At 64.0% G+C, this 16547-nt stretch carries 14 protein-coding genes; 6 read left to right on the top strand and 8 right to left on the bottom strand.

The features are described 5' to 3' along the window. The first annotated feature begins 195 nt into the window (after positions 1 to 195). Together AC1RR3_RS38000 and AC1RR3_RS37995 are read left to right on the top strand one after the other, a co-directional pair. Complete coding sequence (locus AC1RR3_RS38000; protein WP_492830362.1) at positions 196 to 1173, top strand: peptidyl-alpha-hydroxyglycine alpha-amidating lyase family protein; 978 nt, start codon at positions 196 to 198, stop codon at positions 1171 to 1173. Positions 1174 to 1516: 343 nt separating this feature from the next. Beyond that, positions 1517 to 2074 carry an HNH endonuclease gene (locus AC1RR3_RS37995; protein WP_014491631.1) on the top strand — a complete coding sequence of 186 codons (558 nt, stop codon included), beginning with the start codon at positions 1517 to 1519 and terminating at the stop codon, positions 2072 to 2074. Positions 2075 to 2089: 15 nt separating this feature from the next. Here the strand turns inward: AC1RR3_RS37995 and AC1RR3_RS37990 are convergent, their stop codons facing one another. After that, the gene (locus tag AC1RR3_RS37990; RefSeq protein ID WP_492830359.1) at positions 2090 to 3550 is read right to left on the bottom strand and encodes a GH1 family beta-glucosidase; all 1461 of its coding nucleotides are present in this window, start codon (positions 3548 to 3550) and stop codon (positions 2090 to 2092) included. A 2-nt stretch (positions 3551 to 3552) separates the two neighbouring features. Continuing rightward, on the bottom strand, positions 3553 to 4554 hold the full coding sequence (locus tag AC1RR3_RS37985; RefSeq protein ID WP_492830357.1) for a glycoside hydrolase family 16 protein: 1002 nt from the start codon (positions 4552 to 4554) through the stop codon (positions 3553 to 3555). A 280-nt stretch (positions 4555 to 4834) separates the two neighbouring features. Here AC1RR3_RS37985 and AC1RR3_RS37980 point away from each other — a divergent pair, with 280 nt between their 5' ends. From AC1RR3_RS37980 to AC1RR3_RS37970, 3 genes are all read left to right on the top strand, one after another. Continuing rightward, complete coding sequence (locus AC1RR3_RS37980; protein WP_492830356.1) at positions 4835 to 5056, top strand: dodecin; 222 nt, start codon at positions 4835 to 4837, stop codon at positions 5054 to 5056. 180 nt (positions 5057 to 5236) lie between these two features. Beyond that, a complete protein-coding gene (locus AC1RR3_RS37975; RefSeq protein ID WP_492830354.1) occupies positions 5237 to 7141 on the top strand; it encodes a sensor domain-containing diguanylate cyclase in 1905 nt (634 codons plus the stop codon). A gap of 130 nt (positions 7142 to 7271) precedes the next feature. Further along, positions 7272 to 7922 (top strand): HAD family hydrolase, encoded by a 651-nt coding sequence (locus AC1RR3_RS37970; RefSeq protein WP_492830353.1) that lies wholly within the window; start codon positions 7272 to 7274, stop codon positions 7920 to 7922. 23 nt (positions 7923 to 7945) lie between these two features. On the opposite strand, the gene AC1RR3_RS37965 is transcribed toward AC1RR3_RS37970, so the two are convergent. From AC1RR3_RS37965 to AC1RR3_RS37940, 6 genes are all read right to left on the bottom strand, one after another. Further along, on the bottom strand, positions 7946 to 8914 hold the full coding sequence (locus AC1RR3_RS37965; RefSeq protein ID WP_492830351.1) for an ABC transporter ATP-binding protein: 969 nt from the start codon (positions 8912 to 8914) through the stop codon (positions 7946 to 7948). Next, a complete protein-coding gene (locus tag AC1RR3_RS37960) occupies positions 8911 to 9906 on the bottom strand; it encodes an ABC transporter ATP-binding protein (RefSeq protein ID WP_492830349.1) in 996 nt (331 codons plus the stop codon). The genes AC1RR3_RS37965 and AC1RR3_RS37960 overlap by 4 nt, the downstream gene beginning before the upstream one ends. Next, positions 9906 to 10823 (bottom strand): ABC transporter permease, encoded by a 918-nt coding sequence (locus tag AC1RR3_RS37955; RefSeq protein WP_492830347.1) that lies wholly within the window; start codon positions 10821 to 10823, stop codon positions 9906 to 9908. The genes AC1RR3_RS37960 and AC1RR3_RS37955 overlap by 1 nt, the downstream gene beginning before the upstream one ends. Further along, positions 10789 to 11748 carry an ABC transporter permease gene (locus AC1RR3_RS37950; protein WP_492830345.1) on the bottom strand — a complete coding sequence of 320 codons (960 nt, stop codon included), beginning with the start codon at positions 11746 to 11748 and terminating at the stop codon, positions 10789 to 10791. Before AC1RR3_RS37950 ends, AC1RR3_RS37955 begins: the two co-directional genes overlap by 35 nt. A 29-nt stretch (positions 11749 to 11777) precedes the next feature. Continuing rightward, on the bottom strand, positions 11778 to 13571 hold the full coding sequence (locus tag AC1RR3_RS37945; protein ID WP_492830344.1) for a peptide ABC transporter substrate-binding protein: 1794 nt from the start codon (positions 13569 to 13571) through the stop codon (positions 11778 to 11780). A 261-nt stretch (positions 13572 to 13832) separates the two neighbouring features. After that, positions 13833 to 15251: a M20 family metallopeptidase gene (locus tag AC1RR3_RS37940; protein WP_492830342.1), complete on the bottom strand. Its 1419-nt coding sequence runs from the start codon at positions 15249 to 15251 to the stop codon at positions 13833 to 13835. A gap of 302 nt (positions 15252 to 15553) precedes the next feature. Here AC1RR3_RS37940 and AC1RR3_RS37935 point away from each other — a divergent pair, with 302 nt between their 5' ends. Continuing rightward, the gene (locus AC1RR3_RS37935; protein ID WP_492830340.1) at positions 15554 to 16525 is read left to right on the top strand and encodes a S1C family serine protease; all 972 of its coding nucleotides are present in this window, start codon (positions 15554 to 15556) and stop codon (positions 16523 to 16525) included. Positions 16526 to 16547: the final 22 nt, after the last annotated feature.

Genomic DNA, 16547 nt, shown 5'->3' with positions numbered 1-16547 from the left:
GGTGTTGTCTCGCATCGGAATCCTCCCTGAACAGGATGAATTCGATCAGCGAATTAGTGAACATGCACAATTGCGAGCGCAGCGAAGCAATCCAGAATCTTTCCGCGGCGACAGTCTGGATTGCTTCGCTGCGCTCGCAATGACAACGTGGATGCAGACGAGCAGATCAGACACAGCTAAAGGAAGAGACAGCACATGCCAGCCATTCTCGGCACCGGCGAGCACCGCTACCGCGTCGTCGAAAACTTCGCAAAGCTGCCTGACGGCTGGACGCTGACCGACGTCGCCTCGGTCGCGGTCGACAGCAAGGACCGGGTCTACGTCTTCAACCGCGGCGCCCATCCGATGGTGGTGCTGGACCGCGAGGGCAATTTCCTGCGGAGCTTTGGCGAAGGCCTGTTCTCCCGCGCGCACGGCCTGCATATCGATGCCGATGACAATCTGTACTGCACCGATGACGGTGACCACACCGTGCGCAAATGCACCACCGACGGCAAGGTGCTGCTGACGATCGGCATCCCGCAGAAGCCGGCGCCGTTCATGAGCGGTGAGCCATTCCACCGCTGCACCCACACCGCGCTGTCGCCAAAGGGCGAGATCTACGTTTCAGACGGCTATGGCAATGCGCGGGTGCACAAGTACACGCCGGACGGCAAGCTGATCAAAAGCTGGGGCGAGCCGGGTACCGATCCCGGCCAGTTCAACATCGTGCACAATATCGCCACCGATTCCGACGGCTGGGTCTACGTCGCCGATCGCGAAAACCATCGCGTGCAGGTGTTCAACGGCGAGGGCAAATACGAGACTCAGTGGAACAATCTGCACCGCCCCTGCGCGCTGTGCTGTTGCGGCGGGGGCAAGAGCCCGACTTTCATCATCGGCGAGCTCGGCCCCGGCCTCGATATCAACCGCAATGTGCCCAATCTCGGCCCGCGGCTGTCGATCGTCGATGCGCAGGGCAAGCGCATCGCACGGCTCGGCGGCGAAGAGGGGCCGGGCGTTGCCAGCGGCAAATTCCTGGCGCCGCACGGCCTCGCACTGGATTCGAGGGGCGACATCTATGTCGGCGAGGTCGGCGTCACCAACTGGAAAACCAGTTTTCCCGACGAAGAGATGCCGGCCGTCGTCCGCGCGACGCGGTGCTTGCAGAAGCTGGAGCGGGTGCGGGCGTGATCCGTCAGCAGGACCGCGGGACCCCTATTGAGGCTCGGCTAACTCCCATCGGAGTCCTGGTGACAACCAGAACCCGTTGCCCCAAGGAGCAATTTGGCGAAGGTTGGCCGGTCCTGATACCACCCATTGGGGATAGATTCCGCGGTATGGGCCCTGGCCTTCCCCAGGACGACGGCGGAGAGACGTTCCGCCAAATCGCGGCGTTTCTGAGCGTTTTGCCACCCCGCCGCCGCATTGCCAGCGCCTGAATAAGTCGCTCAACGGGCTTCACAATCCCGTCACGCTGCATGTAGTATGTCAGTACATGCTGCTTCGCAGCGTACATGGAGGCCGGGAGCGTTACTTGAACGCACATGTCTCGCAAGGCAGTTGGCCGGTGTTGGTGCTGAATGCGGACTTCCGGCCGCTGAGTTACTACCCGCTGTCTCTTTGGTCGTGGCAGGACGCGATCAAGGCGGTGTTCCTCGACCGCGTCAACATCGTCGCGCATTACGACCAGGCGGTTCACAGCCCCACGCTGCAAATGCAGCTGCCGAGCGTCGTCTCGCTCAAATCCTTCGTCAAGCCGACCACGCATCCCGCCTTCACCCGGTTCAACGTCTTCCTGCGCGACCGTTTCAATTGCCAATATTGCGGCTCGCCCGAAGACCTCACCTTCGATCACATCATCCCGCGCAGCAAGGGTGGCCAGACCACCTGGGAGAACGTGGTCGCGGCGTGCTCGCCCTGTAATCTGCGTAAGGGCAATCTGACGCCGGCGCAGGCAAAAATGTTTCCGCGCCAGAGCGCGTTCGCGCCGACCGTGCATCAGCTGCACCGCAACGGCCGCCTGTTCCCGCCGAACTATCTGCACGACAGCTGGCTGGACTATCTTTACTGGGATACGGAGCTGGATCCGTAGGGTCGGCGCGCAGCCTCACACCCCGATCGCATTCCGCGCCGCCACATCCCGATAGAACGCCACGCTCAGCTTCGGCACGCGCGCCTGCGTCTCGAAGTCGACGCGGTAGAGGCCGAAGCGCTTGCTGTAGCCAAATATCCACTCGAAATTGTCCATCAGGCTCCAGAGGAAATAGCCGCGGATCGGCACGCCCTCGGTAGTGGCGCGCTGCATCTGGGTCAGATAGTTGCGCAGGAACATGATGCGGTCGAGGTCGTAGACCTGGCCGTCGGCGGCGATCCTGTCCTCCGACGAGGTGCCGTTCTCGCTGATGTAGATGGTCTCGATGTTCCAGATCTTTGCGGCGAGGCGCGGCGCCCAGTAGATCACCTCGGGGCCAACCCGCAGCCATTCCGAATTCATGTGCGGGAACGAAGTCGGGAACGGCAGCACGTGGAAGCCGGGCGCGCGATCTGAGGCCGTGACGTAGAACTGCGGCGCATAGATGTTGAGGCCGACGAAATCGTTCGGCGTACCGATGATCTTCAATTCCTCGGCGGTGAATTTTGGCGCGTCCGCGCCGGCATAGGCGAGGAAGCCCTCGGTGTATTTGCCCTCCAGAACCACGCCAAGGAAGCCGGCGTTGAGCTCGCGCGTTGCGACCTCGGCGGCGCGGATATTTTCAGGCGTTGCGATCGCCGGCACGCAGGCCGCGATGTTCTCGGCTGCGCCGACGCGGGTGCCGCCGCGCCCCGAGGCGCGGATCGCCTGCACGGCAAGCCCATGCGCCAGCGCGACGTGATGGCGCGCCTGGTTGAGCTGCGCGGTCGGCAGCTTGAGGCCGGGTGCATCGATGCCCCAGCCATAACCGAAATTCAGGAAGCGCCCGACTTCATTCACGGTGAAGACGTTCTTGACGCGATCAGTCAGGCGTGCGGCGACATAGGCGGCGTAATCGGCAAACGCCTTTGACGTATCGCTCGACTGCCAGCCACCGACGCGGTCCTGGAGCGCTTGCGGCAGGTCCCAATGGTAGAGCGTCGCGTAGGGCTCGATGCCGTTCGCGAGCAACTCGTCGACGAGACGGTTGTAAAAGTCGAGCCCTTTGGGATTGGGCTGGCCTGTTCCTGCCGGAAACACCCGCGGCCACGCAATCGAGAAACGATAGGCTCTGACGCCGAGTGCCTTGATCAGCGCGACGTCTTCCTTGTAGCGGTGATAGTGCTCGTTGGCTCGGTCGCCGGTCGAGCCGTCCTCGATCTTGCCGGGCGTGTGACTGAAAGTGTCCCAGATCGATTTGCCGCGGCCGTCCTCGTTGACGGCACCCTCGATCTGATAGGACGAGGTCGCCGTGCCCCAGAGAAAATCCTTCGGGAAAGCCGCGGGCGCGTGGCGGTCGGCCGTTGCATTCTCCGCAGCTCTCGCATCCGACGCTGTGCCGAGCGCGGCGAGGCCCGCGAGCTTGGCAAAATCGCGCCGTGACAAACCAGCGAACATCGCTATCTCCGCGCCTGCGCCATATCGATCTGATAGGCCGAAATCCGGTCGATCTCGAAGGCGACGCTCGGTGGCGTTTCCGCATCGACGGGGCTAACGCCGGGAAAGAATTTCGATCCGATCGCGAGATTGACGATCATGTACATGGGACCGTCGAAGCCGATCGGCACCTTGATGTCGGACACCGGCTTGCGATCGATGAAATAGACCAGGCGGTCCTCTTCCCACAGCACACCGTAGTTGTGGAAGGCGCTCGAAGCATCGCCGATCGCGAAGTCGAAGCCGCAGGACTGGATCTTCTGCGTCGACGGAATCCGCCAATGCGTGGTCATCACGAGATCGCCGGGCCGCTCGCCGCGGCCTTCCAGCACGTCGACCTCCGGCGGCCAGCCGCCGTCGTCCGCCAGCATCCAAAACGCCGGCCACACCGCATGGCCGACGGGCACCTTGGCTCGGATTTCAAAATAGCCGTGCTTTTGCGCAAACCTGCCCTGGGTCGTCAGGATTCCCGAGATGTACTCGTTGTTGAACAGCACCGATTTCAGCTCCGGCGGCGTGCGGCTGGCGACGATCGAGAGCACGCCCTCCTTCACCTTGAACGGATCGAGCCCGAGCGGAGCCGCGGCGCGGCCGGCATAGCGCGGATCGACGTAGATCTGCTGCTCGCCATTGGCGCTGGTCTTGCGCTTGAAGTCCGAGCCGTCGCCGCCCCAATAGCGCGCTTCAGGCCACGCCGCGCCGCCGGCGTAGTGCGACACCCAGCGCCCGCTCGACAGCGGATGCTCGTCAAAATCCTCGTTAAAAGTCCGCCGCAACGGCAGAAACATCAGCGAAGTGGGATTGACCGTCTCCAGCTTGCGGCACTCGACCATGGAAGGATCGGTCGTCACCTGCAGCGACATCGTGCCGGGCGCGCCACCGAGATCGTCCTGCGCGGCAACAGACGCAAGCACGGCAGACAGACCGATCGCAGCCAGAGCGCCCTTCGTCCAACGGTCGATCATCACCGCACATCGAACATGCCAGGAAATCACCGCAGCGTAGCGCCTCCGCATTCCGGCAGGCAAGCAGAGCTGCGCCATGCCATCGGGCGATTTTGAATGCCGCCTCTGTCGCGGCAGCCGCAAGCCGCGGAATAGCGCCTCCAGGCGCACCGCAACATGCGGGCCATCGCGGAGTTGGGAACCCGAAGCGCGGGGTGCCCGTTCACAGTGGAGGCCCCGACGCGTCGAGTGCACCGCCTGCGCCGTATCCGGGCCCGCCACAGCACAAGGGAGGCACACCATGCCCACAGCCGAGAAGGATCACGTCTACAAGATCCTGGAACTGGTCGGATCGTCCGAAACTTCGATCGAGGATGCGATCAAGAACGCGATCAGCCGCGCCGCCAAGACCGTCCGCGAGATGAAATGGTTCGAGGTGGTGCAGACGCGCGGCCACATCGAGAACAACGCCGTGCGCCACTACCAGGTGACGCTGCGCGTCGGCTTCACACTGGACGGGTGAGGCAGGGACGCCAGGCGGAGCCGGCGCTTGGGGTCAGCGTGGTTAACGTCATCCGACGATAACCCGTCGAAACAGTGAGGCCCGGTTCCGGCCAAATACGGGTTCGCACAATCAGCGCAAAAGACGCAACAGGCCGTTAAGGCCAAAGTGAGAGGTTTGCGCCGAAACGGAGCAAGCCTGATGAATACGGGCCGCGAACTCGGCAAGACGCGTCTTCCGCTGTGGGCGGCGAGCTTCGTCATGCTGGCTTGCTTCGCCATCCTCGGCCTCAGCGGCTGGCGCGAATGGGAAACGCGCAACGCCGAGCTCAGAAACGCCGAAGTCGATGTCGCCAATCTCGCGCACTCGCTGGTGCAGCATGCGGACGACACGTTCGAGCTCGTCGACACGATCCTGGTCGGGCTGGTCCATCGGCTCGAGATCGATGGAACGGGTCCGGACACGATCGCAAAGCTCCAGGCCTATCTGCCGACCCGCAAGTCTTCGGACCGCATCCGCGGCATCTTCGTCTATGACGCGACCGGCCAGTGGCTTGCCACGACCGAGCATGTCGACTTCTCCAGGCTCAACAACGGCGACCGCGAATATTTCCAGCACCATCGGAACTCGACGGAGCCGGGCACGCTGATCGGCCTCCCCGTCAAGAGCCGCGCCGGCGGCCAATGGATCATCACCGCGTCCCGCCGGATCAACGATCCCGACGGCGGCTTCGCCGGCGTCGCCCTGCTCACGATCGACGTCGGCTACTTCGTCAAGTTCTACGAGCGCTTCGATGTCGGCCCGAATGGCTCGGCGTCGCTGCTCAACAATACCGGCATCATGCTGGCACGCAGCCGCGACGAGAGCGGCGCCTTCGTCGGCCGCGACTTGTCCAACACGCCGCTGTTCAGGGATTGGGACAGCCGTCCGGCCGCGGCCGTCTACTATTTCAAATCACCGCTCGATGCCGTGCAGCGGCTCAGCTACTACCAGCGCAGCAGCCGCTATCCCCTGATGGTGCTCGCCAGCAAGTCGCAGGACGACGTGCTGGCTCCCTGGCGACGCGCGGCGGCCATGCGCATGACCTTCGTCTTCGGCCTCGTCCTGCTGATCGCCGTGATCGGCTACTACCTGGTCCGTCAGCTCTCGCAGCGACAGCGCATGGCGCACGCCCTGGTCGCCAAGGAAGCTCATTTCCGCCTGTTGGCCGAGCAATCCAGCGACATGGTGACCCGGATCGGATTGGACAACCGGCTGCTCTACGCTTCGCCGTCATGCGCGCGCATCATCGGCTGGTCTCCCGACGAACTGCTGGGCACGTCGGCGGTAGCAGGCATTCACGCCGAGGACATGGAGCGGGTCGAGCAGGCCATTGCTGCGCTGAAGAACGGCGAAGCCGAGGAGGCGAGGTTCGTTTATCGCCAGCGCCATCGCGACAAGGGCGAGATCTGGGCCGAGGCAGCCTTGCACGTGACGCGAGCCTCCGACAGCGGTGAGATCGACGGCGTCGTCGCGGTCGTGCGCGACATGACCGAGCAGAAGGATCTCCAGGACAGGCTCGCCTCGCTTGCAACGACCGATGGCCTCACCGGGCTCGCCAACCGGCGCGCCTTCGACGAGCGCCTCGCGGACGAATGGGCGCGTGCCCGGCGCGATGGCGCGCAGCTCTCGCTGCTGCTGATCGACGTCGATCATTTCAAGGCGTTCAACGACCATTACGGACATCTGGCCGGCGACGGCTGCTTGCGCGCGCTGGGGCGGATCCTGTCCGCTCATGCCCGGCGGCCGGCCGACGTTGCAGCGCGCTACGGCGGCGAGGAGTTCGCCGTGCTGTTGCCGAACACCGACGCGGACGGCTGCGCCAGGGTCGGCGAGGAAATTCGCGGCGCCTTGCGCGAGCTAGCCATGCTGCATGCGCAGAATCCGCCCTCACGGCTCGTCACGGTGAGCGTGGGCGCCGCGACCGGGTTTCCCTCCCAGACGACGACCGACTCCAGCGCGCTGGTGGCAGCGGCCGACCGCGCGCTCTATGCCGCCAAGGACAGCGGCCGCGACCGCCTGGTGATATCGGGACAGGTCGTGCCCTGGCCCGCGAAGAGTGCGTGACGCAACCGCCAGCCTACCAGGCTCATCGCCATGAGGTCGCTACGCTCGACACTGACACCGCAGTGTTGGGCGTTTGCCCCAGGGATTTGTCGCCCACGTTCCAGCGGGATAAGACTGTGATCACGGCCGGATGTTCGGCTGGTCTGCGAGTGTTGCTGTGCCTAACGGAATCAAGCTCGTCCTCTTCGACATGGACAATGTCCTCTGCGACTACGACAGGGAAAAGCGTGTCGCATGTCTGGCGGAGCTTGCGGGGACGACCAGCGAGTTCGTCCACAAGGCGATCTGGGAGAGCGGCTTCGAGCTGCTCGGCGATTCGGGCGCCCTCGATGCCGCGGACTATTTGCGGGGCTTTGGCGAACGCATCGGCTATTCGCTGTCGCGCGACGAGTGGGTGGAGGCACGGCGCCGTTCGATGCGGGCCGATCAGGCGATGCTGGAGATTGCCGGCCGTCTGCGCAAGACCGTCGACATTGCCGTCCTGACCAACAACACCACGCTGGTCACCGACCATATCGACACGCTGCTACCGGACTTGCGACCGCTGTTCGGCGCCAAAATCTACACCTCGGCCCAGTTCAAGACGGCGAAACCGGACCCGCGCTGCTATCGCCTCTGCCTGTCGGAGCTGCGCGCGGCACCGGAGACCGTCCTGTTCGTCGACGATCTCGCGGAAAACGTCGCCGGCGCGCGCGAGGCAGGACTGTTCGCGCATCACCACAATTCGGTGGAGGCTTTCAGGCTGGCCCTTTCAGAGCATGGCCTGCCTCACGACGAATGAACCGCGCTCCGCCTGACTCGGTCTCAGGCGAGATGACAGGCGACAAAGTGTCCGCCCGCCCCCTCCTTCAGCTCCGGCGCACTCTCCGAGCAGCGCGGCTGGGCGATCGGGCAGCGGGTGTGGAAATGGCAGCCGGATGGCGGCTTCATCGGGCTCGGCACGTCGCCCTTGAGGCGGATGCGCTCACGCTTGAGTTTCGGATCGGGCACCGGCACCGCCGACAACAGCGCCCTGGTGTAGGGATGCTGCGGGTTGCGGTAGAGGTCGTTGGCTTTCGCCAGCTCGACGATGCGGCCGAGATACATCACCGCGACCCGGTCGGAGATGTGCTCGACCACCGAGAGGTCGTGCGCGACGAAGAGATAAGTGAGATTCAGCTCGGCCTGGAGATCTTCCAGCAGGTTGATGACCTGGGCCTGGATCGACACGTCGAGCGCCGAGACCGGCTCGTCGCAGACGATCAGCTTCGGCTCGACCGCGAGCGCGCGCGCGATCACGATGCGCTGGCGCTGGCCGCCGGAGAATTCGTGCGGGTAGCGGCGCATGTGCTCGGCCTTGAGGCCGACCTTCACGAGCAGGCTGGCGACGCGCTCCTCTCGTTCCTTGGCCGACGACCCGAGGTTATGGATGATCAGGGCCTCGCCGAGGATGGCCCCGACCGTCATGCGCGGATTGAGCGAGGCGAACGGATCCTGGAACACGAGCTGCATGTTCCGCCGCATCGCACGCAGATCGTTTCCACTGAGCTTGCGAACATCCTGGCCGTCGAAGGTGACCTCGCCGTCGGTCGGTTCGATCAAACGCAGCACGCAGCGCCCCGTCGTCGACTTGCCACAGCCGGATTCGCCGACGAGACCGAGTGTCTCGCCGCGATTGACCGAGAACGACACGCCGTCGACCGCATAGACGCTGCCGACCTGGCGCGACAGCAGGCCGCCGAGCACGGGGAAATGTTTCTTCAGGCCGCTGACGCGGAGCAAGGGCTCGCTCATGATGCGACTCCCAACTGCGTATCTCCCAGATGACAGGCCATGCGATGACCGGGTGCGATCTCGCGCAACAGCGGCTCCTTCTCGGTGCAGATGCCCATGGCAAACTTGCAGCGCGGCGCAAAACGACAGCCGACCGGCGGATTGATCAGGATCGGCACCGAGCCGCCGATCGCCTCGAGCCGCACCTTGTGCTCGCTGTCGAGGTCGATGCGCGGGATCGAGCGGATCAGGCCCTGCGTATAGGGATGACCGGGAGCCCCGAACAGGTCGTCGACCAGCGCCTCTTCCACCACCTTGCCGGCATACATCACAACCACGCGCTGCGCGGTCTCTGCGACGACGCCCATGGCGTGGGTGATCAGCATCACCGCCATGCCGAAGCGCTCCTTCATGTCCTGGAGGAGGTCGAGGATCTGCGCCTGGATGGTGACGTCGAGCGCGGTGGTGGGCTCGTCGGCGATGATCAGCTTCGGCTTGCAGGCGAGCGCCATCGCGATCATCACGCGCTGACGCATGCCGCCGGAGAACTGGTGCGGATAATTGTGCACGCGGCCTTCGGCGTTGGGGATCTGCACCAGCTTCAGCATCTCGATGGTGCGCTCGAGCGCCTGCTTCCTGGTGACGTTCTCGTGACGCCGCAGGCTCTCGGCGATCTGTTCGCCGATGGTGAGCACCGGGTTGAGCGAGGTCATCGGCTCCTGGAAGATGAAGCCGATCTCCTTGGCGCGGATCTCGTCGAGCTGATTGCTCGTCAGCGGCACGAGATCGCGGCCCTCGAAGATGATCTGACCGGCCGCGATGCGGCCGGGCGGCATCGCGATCAGCTTGAGAATCGACATCGCGGTCACGGTCTTGCCGCAGCCGGATTCGCCGACGACGCAGAGCGTCTCGCCTCTGTTGATGGAGATATCGACCCCATCGACGGCCTGCAAAATGCCGTCGTCGGTGGAGAAATGGGTTTTCAGCCCTTTGATTTCGAGCAGCGGCGCCATCAGATCACCCGTCGCGCATCGAGCGCGTCACGCAAGCCGTCGCCGATGAAGTTGATGGCGACCACCGCGATGAAGATCGCGCCGCCCGGAAACAGCGCCCAGTGCGGGCCGATATCGAGAAAATCCTTGGCGTCGAACAGCAGCCGGCCCCAGGTCGGCGTATCCGGCGGGAAGCCGAGGCCGAGAAAGGACAGCGTGGACTCGGCGATGATCGCGGCAGCAACGTCGATGGTGCCGGCGATGATCACCGGACCGAGCGCATTGGGCAGGATGTGCCGCACAACCTGACGCACCGGGCTTGCGCCGAGCGCGCGGGCGGCCTCGACGAACTCCTTCTCGCGGATCGACAGGAACTGCGCGCGCACGAGACGGGCGACGGGCATCCAGCGCAAGCCCCCGATAACGAGCACGATCAGAATGAAGATGCCGCCTTCCGGGCCAAACGCCTGCTTCAGCCCATCGCGGAACAGATAGATCAGCAACAGCAGCAGCGGCAGTTGCGGCAGCGACAAAAAGAGGTCGGTGAGCCACATCAGGCCGTGGCCGAGCGCGCCCCGTGACATGCCGGCGAGCGCGCCGATCAGCGTGCCGATGAAGACGGAGACCAGCATCGCTGCCAGCCCGACCGCGAGCGAGATACGGCCGCCATAGATCATGCGAGCCAGAATGTCCTGGCCGAGATCGTCGGTACCGAAGGGATGGGAGAGCGACGGCCCCTGCATGCCTGCGACGATGTCGATCTCGTTTATCTTCACGCGCCACACGAAGGGGCCCAGCACCACGGCCAGCACCAGGATGAGCAGCAGGAATGCGCTGACCACGGCGAGCTTGTGGCGGCTGTAGCGCCGCCACGTCTCGCGCCAGGGCGAGTAGGTGCGCCGCTCAGCGGAGGGAGATGCGAGGGTCAAGCCAGCCATACAGGACATCCGCGATGAGATTGAACAGCACGACCAGGCACGCAAACACGAAGGTCACGGCCATCACGACCGGCGTGTCGTTGGACAGGATCGAAGAGATCAGCAGTGAGCCGATACCGGGGATACGGAAGATCTGCTCCGTGACGATGGCGCCGCCGAACACGGCCGGCATCTGCAACGCGATCAGCGTCACGACCGGGATCATGGCGTTGCGCATCACGTGCTTGATGATGACCTTGGCCTGGCCGAGCCCCTTGGCGCGCGCCGTGGTGACGTAGTCGAGCCGGATCACGTCCAGCATCGCCGAGCGCACGAAGCGCGTCATCGAGGCCGCCTGGAACAGGCCGAGCACCGCCACCGGCATGATCGCCTGCCGGATCATCTCGAGCACCCAGCGGATGCCGGTGCCTTTGATGTCGGTGGTATAGACGAAGGGCAGCCAGTCCAGTGTCACCGAGAAGATCAGGATGAACAGGAGGCCGGTGAAGAAGGTCGGCAGCGAGAAGCCGATGAAGGCGAGCGTGTTCGCGATCTGGTCGAACAGCGAATAGGGCTTTGTGGCGGCATAAACGCCGACCGGAATCGCGATCAGCAGCGCCAGGATCTGCGCCGAGCCGATCACGTAGAGTGTCGCCGGCAGGCGCTGGAGGATCAGCGTGTCGACGTTCATGCGGCTGACGAAGGAGAAACCCCAGTCGCCGTGCACCATGGCGTTAAGCCAGTGCAGGTAACGGAGATAGATCGGATCGTCGAGGCCGAACTTGGCCCGAAGTGCGGCCTGCACTTCGGGTGGGACGTTCGGATTGGTCGCCAGTTCCGAGAAGGGATCGCCCGGCGCGAGCGCCAGCACGAAGAACAGGACAGCCGAGATCCCGAGCAAGCTCGGAATCGCGATCATCAGGCGACGCAGGATATACTGACTCATAGGGAAAGATCCCGTCTAGGATTGGGGGATCATTCCTCGCGGTACCAGTCGAACAGATTGTCGGTTTCGTTGGCCCAGCCCGAGATCACCGGACGCAGCGTGTTCGCGGACGCTTCCACCTTCAGGCGATGCATCGCCGGGATGAAGACGGTCTCCTCCCACAGCAGGTCGTTGCACTTGACGTACAGGGCGGCGCGCTTGATCGGATCCATTTCCTTGTCCGCCGCATTGATCGCGGCGTCATAGTCCTTGTTGACCCAGCGCGGGAAGTTGGTGCCCTGCCACTTGTTCTCCTTGGTCGCGACGTTGCTCGAGAGGTAGCGACGCATGTGCTGCGACGGATCCGGCTGGCTCAGCGGGATCTGGAACATCTCGATGTCGGCGTAGAACTTGGGGTAAGTGTCGGGATTGGCGACGTCGGAGGAGAAGAACACCGAGGCGACGACCGACTTCAGCTCGACGTCGATGCCGGCCTTCTGGCAGGCCTGCTTGACGATCGCCTGCGTCTTCTGGCGCGGACCATTGATCGAGGTCTGGTACAGCAGCTTCAGCTTCTTGCCGTCCTTCTCGCGGATGCCGTCGGCGCCGGGCTTCCAGCCGGCGTCGTCAAGCAGCTTCGAGGCCTTCTCGATGCTGAATTCCCAGGTGGTGTTCTTGGAGACGAACTTCTCCGGGCCGTTGAGGAAGTTGGCGGTGGTGCGGCCGGCGCGGCCGTAGATCGCCTTCTTGATGGACTCGCGGTCGACCAGCATCGACAGCGCCTTGCGCACCGCGGGATCGGAGAACAGCGGATGCTTGGTCTTCATCGAAGAGCGCTCGCCGTCGACCTCGACGTTCGGATCGGTGAAGTTCAGCGCGATGAACTCGGTGTCGCCGCCCACGGCGTAAATGGTCTTGCCCTTGCCGCCCTTCTCCAGGCGCAGCAGCACGTCGTCCTCGACCTGGATGTTCCATCCGAAATCATATTCGCCGGTCTGGATCACCGCGCGCGCCGCCGAGACGGCATCGCCGCCACCCTTCATCTCGATCGTATCGAAATAGGGACGGTTCGCCATGTGATAGTCGGGATTGATCACGCCGCGGATGAGATCGCCGGGCTTGAACTCGACGAACTTGTAGGGACCGGTGCCCACGGGGGCGAGATTGGTCGGGGCTTCGCGGGATTTCGAGCCGATAAAATCGGCGAACAGATGCTTCGGCAGGATCTGGCCGGCGCCGGCGCCGACGAACGCATCGGCCCAGAACGGTGTCGGCTGCGCGAAGGTGATCTTGACCGTGAGATCGTCGATCTTCTCGACCTTCAGGTCGCGATAAGTCGCGATAGTCACGGTCGCTGTGGCCGGATCCTTGACGTATTCCCAGGTAAAGACGACGTCGTCAGCCGAGAACGGCTTGCCGTCGTGCCATTTCACGCCGGGCTTCAATTTCCACGTCACCGAGGTGCCGTCGGCGGCGAGCAGGCCGTTCTGGACCGAGGGGATTTCGGCCGCCAGAACCAGCTTCATGTTGCCGTCCGGATCCCAGCAGGCGAGCGGTTCATAGAACAGACGCGAGCCGTCCTGGTCCTTGGTGCCGGTGGCGAAATGCGGATTGAGCAAGGTCGGGCCCTGCCACCAGAGCAGCTTCAACGCACCGCCACCACCGCGCTTGGTCGGCTTGTAGGTCTGAGCACCTTCCGCCATGGCGACGCCGCCAAGCGCGAGAATCTGGTTGGCCAGGGGAGCGGTGAGGCCGACGGCAGCCAGGCGCTGGATGAAGGCACGGCGATTCATCCGCCCGTCCTTCACGTCGCCGATCATCGAACGCAGTTCTTTATCCAGCATGGTTGTCCCCCGTCTGGTTCCCGTATGGATGCAGGCGGCCGCCAGGCGGCCGCCGAGTTTTGTTCGGCAGTAGATGGCACACTGAATAGGCCGCCCGTCAACTGCGACCGTGTGTATGCAAACGGTGTTCTGGCTGTCCGTTGGGCAAAACGACGTTCCGCAGCCCAAGCGTTCGGCAATCCGGCGTCAAAACGTGCCGAAATCCAAGTTGCACTGCGGAAAATTTGTTCGCCGGATCAGACGAAGTATCGAGACGGAATTCTATGCCACGGACATATTCAGCGGCGGCGCGACGTGGTCCGGCAGCGGACAGACATAAGGTGTCTTGGCGGTCCGCTTCTTCAGGTCCGCTTTCGCAGCCTCAATCAACGCCGGTTCCGTGAGCGCCTTGATGCCGAGCCCGGCCATCGCCTTGGCCGCCTGCACCATCGCCTTGTGGGCGTGTCCGCTCTTGCCCTGCGCCACCACCTGCCAGGTGTGGAAGGGTGTGCCGATTGCAACCGTCGGTGCGTGAACCTGCACGGTCGGCACCACCCAGCTTACGTCACCAACGTCGGTCGAGCCAACCAGCGGGTTGCGCTTGGCATCGAGCGGGACCAGGAAGTCGGCCAGCGGCCGATCGGTCGGCTCCATGCCGATCGCGTAATAGATGGACGAAATGTCCTTCTCGGTCAGGGTCGCGCGGATTTGGCTTGCGAAGCTCTTGTCGGCCTCGTCGAAATGCGGCGGTCCGAGCTCTTCCATGACCCGGTGCAGCGCCTGCTCCAGCGGTGTATTCGGCAGGATGTTGGAGACCGCGGAGATGATCTTCATCTCGACCTTGGTCTCGGTCATCAGCGCCGCGCCGTCTGCGATCTTGCTTACGCGTCCGACCAGCTCATTCATGCCGGGGAGATCACGCGCACGGATCGAATAGCGCACGCGCGCATGCGCCTGCACGACGTTGGGCGCGATGCCGCCGGTATCAAGCAGCGCATAATGCACGCGGGCATCGCTCGGCATGTGCTCGCGCATGTAGTTCACGCCGACATTCATCAGTTCCACCGCGTCGAGCGCGGAGCGGCCGAGATGCGGCGAGGCCGCCGCATGCGAGGTGCGGCCGGTGAAGATGAAGTCGGCGCGCGTGTTCGCGAGCGACGGCGTCACCGCCACTTCCCAAAAACTGTGCGGATGCCAGGTGATGGCGATGTCGGTATCTTCGAATGCGCCGGAGCGTACCATGAAGGCCTTTGCCGCGCCGCCTTCTTCAGCGGGGCAGCCGTAATAACGCACGCGGCCGGGCACCTTGTTCTCGGCAAGCCAGTCCTTCATCGCGGTCGCGGCGAGCAGCGCGGCAGAGCCAAGCAGATTGTGGCCGCAGCCATGGCCATGGCCACCGGTCTCGACCGGACGATGCTCGGCGACGCCCGCCTCCTGGCTGAGGCCCGGCAGCGCGTCATATTCGCCCATGAAGGCGATGACCGGACCGCCCTCGCCCCATTCGCCCATCAGCGCGGTCGGAATGCCGGCGACATTCTCGGTGATGCGGAAACCCTGGTGGCGCAGCTCGGCGAGATGCTCGGCGGCGGACCGCGCCTCGGTGTAGCACACCTCCGGCATGCCCCAGACCTTGTCGCTGAGGTCGATGAAACGCGCCTTGATCGTGTCGACGCCACGCCAGATGTCGCTGCGGTTATCCATTGCTTCGGTCCGTGATCCCTTGGTCAAACGAAGCGGCAATGGTTAGCAGCTTCATTGCAGCCCGCCTAGCACCTCGCCGGACAGCAGCCATGCGGCGGATGCCGGATTAAGCAGCCGCCTGCCTGCTGTGCACGTACCGGCCCTGCACCTTTCCTTGCGCCTTTCAAAGATTTCGCATGGCGCTCGCAGGAATAGTTGGGGAACGAGGCTTTCAAGACGGCCTTCTCCGGCCTAAATTATCAGTGCTTCGCGCGTCGTTCCGCTAGTCACGGCAGGGCGATGCACTCAGCCAGGAGAACTCCATGCCCGCCCTGACCGAATGGAGAGTGCCGCCGGCCAATCAGCCGCGTGCGAGCGATTACGGTTTCGATCTCGACCGCGCGCTCGCATCCGTCGTCGGCCTGCACGCCATCATCCCGCCGGACGCGTTCAGTGCCGAGACATTGGGCACCGAACGCGCCGGCAACGGCGTCGTGATCGACGATGGGCTGGTGCTGACCATCGGCTATCTCATCACCGAGGCGGAATCGGTGTGGCTGCACCTTGCCGATGGGCGCGTCGTCGAAGGACATGCCCTCGGCTTCGATTCCGTCACCGGCTTCGGCCTCGTGCAGGCACTGGGTGAGCTCGACGTCGAACCCTTGCCGCTCGGCAAGTCGGCGGACACCCGGCTCGGCGACCGCGTCGTGGTCGGCGGCGCCGGCGGCCGCACCCGCTCGGTCGCAAGCCAGATCGTGGCCAAGCAGGAATTTGCCGGCTATTGGGAATATCTGCTGGACGAAGCCGTCTTCACCTATCCCGCGCATCCGAACTGGGGCGGCACGGCCTTGCTCAACGAGCGCGGCGAGCTGATCGGCATCGGCTCGCTCCAGCTCGAGCGCGAACGCGACGGCAAGGCCGAGCACGTCAACATGATCGTGCCGATCGACCTGTTGAACCCGGTCCTCGACGATCTGCGTAAATTCGGCCGTGTCAACAAGCCATCGCGCCCGTGGCTCGGGCTTTATTCGACCGAGATCGACAACCGCGTGGTGGTGATCGGGATCTCCGCAAATGGTCCGGCCGCCCGCGCCGAGCTCAAGACCGGCGACGTCATCCTCGCGGTCGACGGCGACAAGGTCACCAGCCAGACCGGCTTCTACAAGAAGATGTGGGGGCTGGGCGCTGCCGGCGTCGACGTGCCGCTCACCGTGCATCATGAAGGCGTCACCTTCGACGTCACGGTGACCTCGACCGATCGCTTCAAGCTGCTCAAGGCGCCGAAGCTGCACTGACACCACCGAACCGACGCAAGGA

The organism is Bradyrhizobium sp. GW821-FHT13H05, from assembly GCF_058804065.1.
Note: the sequence above shows the minus strand (reverse complement) of the source record. Positions and strands in the feature narration are given on the sequence as shown.

Bases quoted from the DNA above. Each gene is read 5' to 3' on its own strand.
- AC1RR3_RS37960 (WP_492830349.1), bottom strand. From the start codon at position 9,906: ATGGCGCCGCTGCTCGAAATCAAAGGGCTGAAAACCCATTTCTCCACC.
- AC1RR3_RS37975 (WP_492830354.1), top strand. From the start codon at position 5,237: ATGAATACGGGCCGCGAACTCGGCAAGACGCGTCTTCCGCTGTGGGCG.
- AC1RR3_RS37945 (WP_492830344.1), bottom strand. From the start codon at position 13,571: ATGCTGGATAAAGAACTGCGTTCGATGATCGGCGACGTGAAGGACGGG.
- AC1RR3_RS38000 (WP_492830362.1), top strand. From the start codon at position 196: ATGCCAGCCATTCTCGGCACCGGCGAGCACCGCTACCGCGTCGTCGAA.
- AC1RR3_RS37935 (WP_492830340.1), top strand. From the start codon at position 15,554: ATGCCCGCCCTGACCGAATGGAGAGTGCCGCCGGCCAATCAGCCGCGT.
- AC1RR3_RS37950 (WP_492830345.1), bottom strand. From the start codon at position 11,748: ATGAGTCAGTATATCCTGCGTCGCCTGATGATCGCGATTCCGAGCTTG.
- AC1RR3_RS37970 (WP_492830353.1), top strand. From the start codon at position 7,272: ATGTTCGGCTGGTCTGCGAGTGTTGCTGTGCCTAACGGAATCAAGCTC.
- AC1RR3_RS37955 (WP_492830347.1), bottom strand. From the start codon at position 10,823: ATGGCTGGCTTGACCCTCGCATCTCCCTCCGCTGAGCGGCGCACCTAC.
- AC1RR3_RS37965 (WP_492830351.1), bottom strand. From the start codon at position 8,914: ATGAGCGAGCCCTTGCTCCGCGTCAGCGGCCTGAAGAAACATTTCCCC.
- AC1RR3_RS37980 (WP_492830356.1), top strand. From the start codon at position 4,835: ATGCCCACAGCCGAGAAGGATCACGTCTACAAGATCCTGGAACTGGTC.
- AC1RR3_RS37985 (WP_492830357.1), bottom strand. From the start codon at position 4,554: ATGATCGACCGTTGGACGAAGGGCGCTCTGGCTGCGATCGGTCTGTCT.
- AC1RR3_RS37990 (WP_492830359.1), bottom strand. From the start codon at position 3,550: ATGTTCGCTGGTTTGTCACGGCGCGATTTTGCCAAGCTCGCGGGCCTC.
- AC1RR3_RS37940 (WP_492830342.1), bottom strand. From the start codon at position 15,251: ATGGATAACCGCAGCGACATCTGGCGTGGCGTCGACACGATCAAGGCG.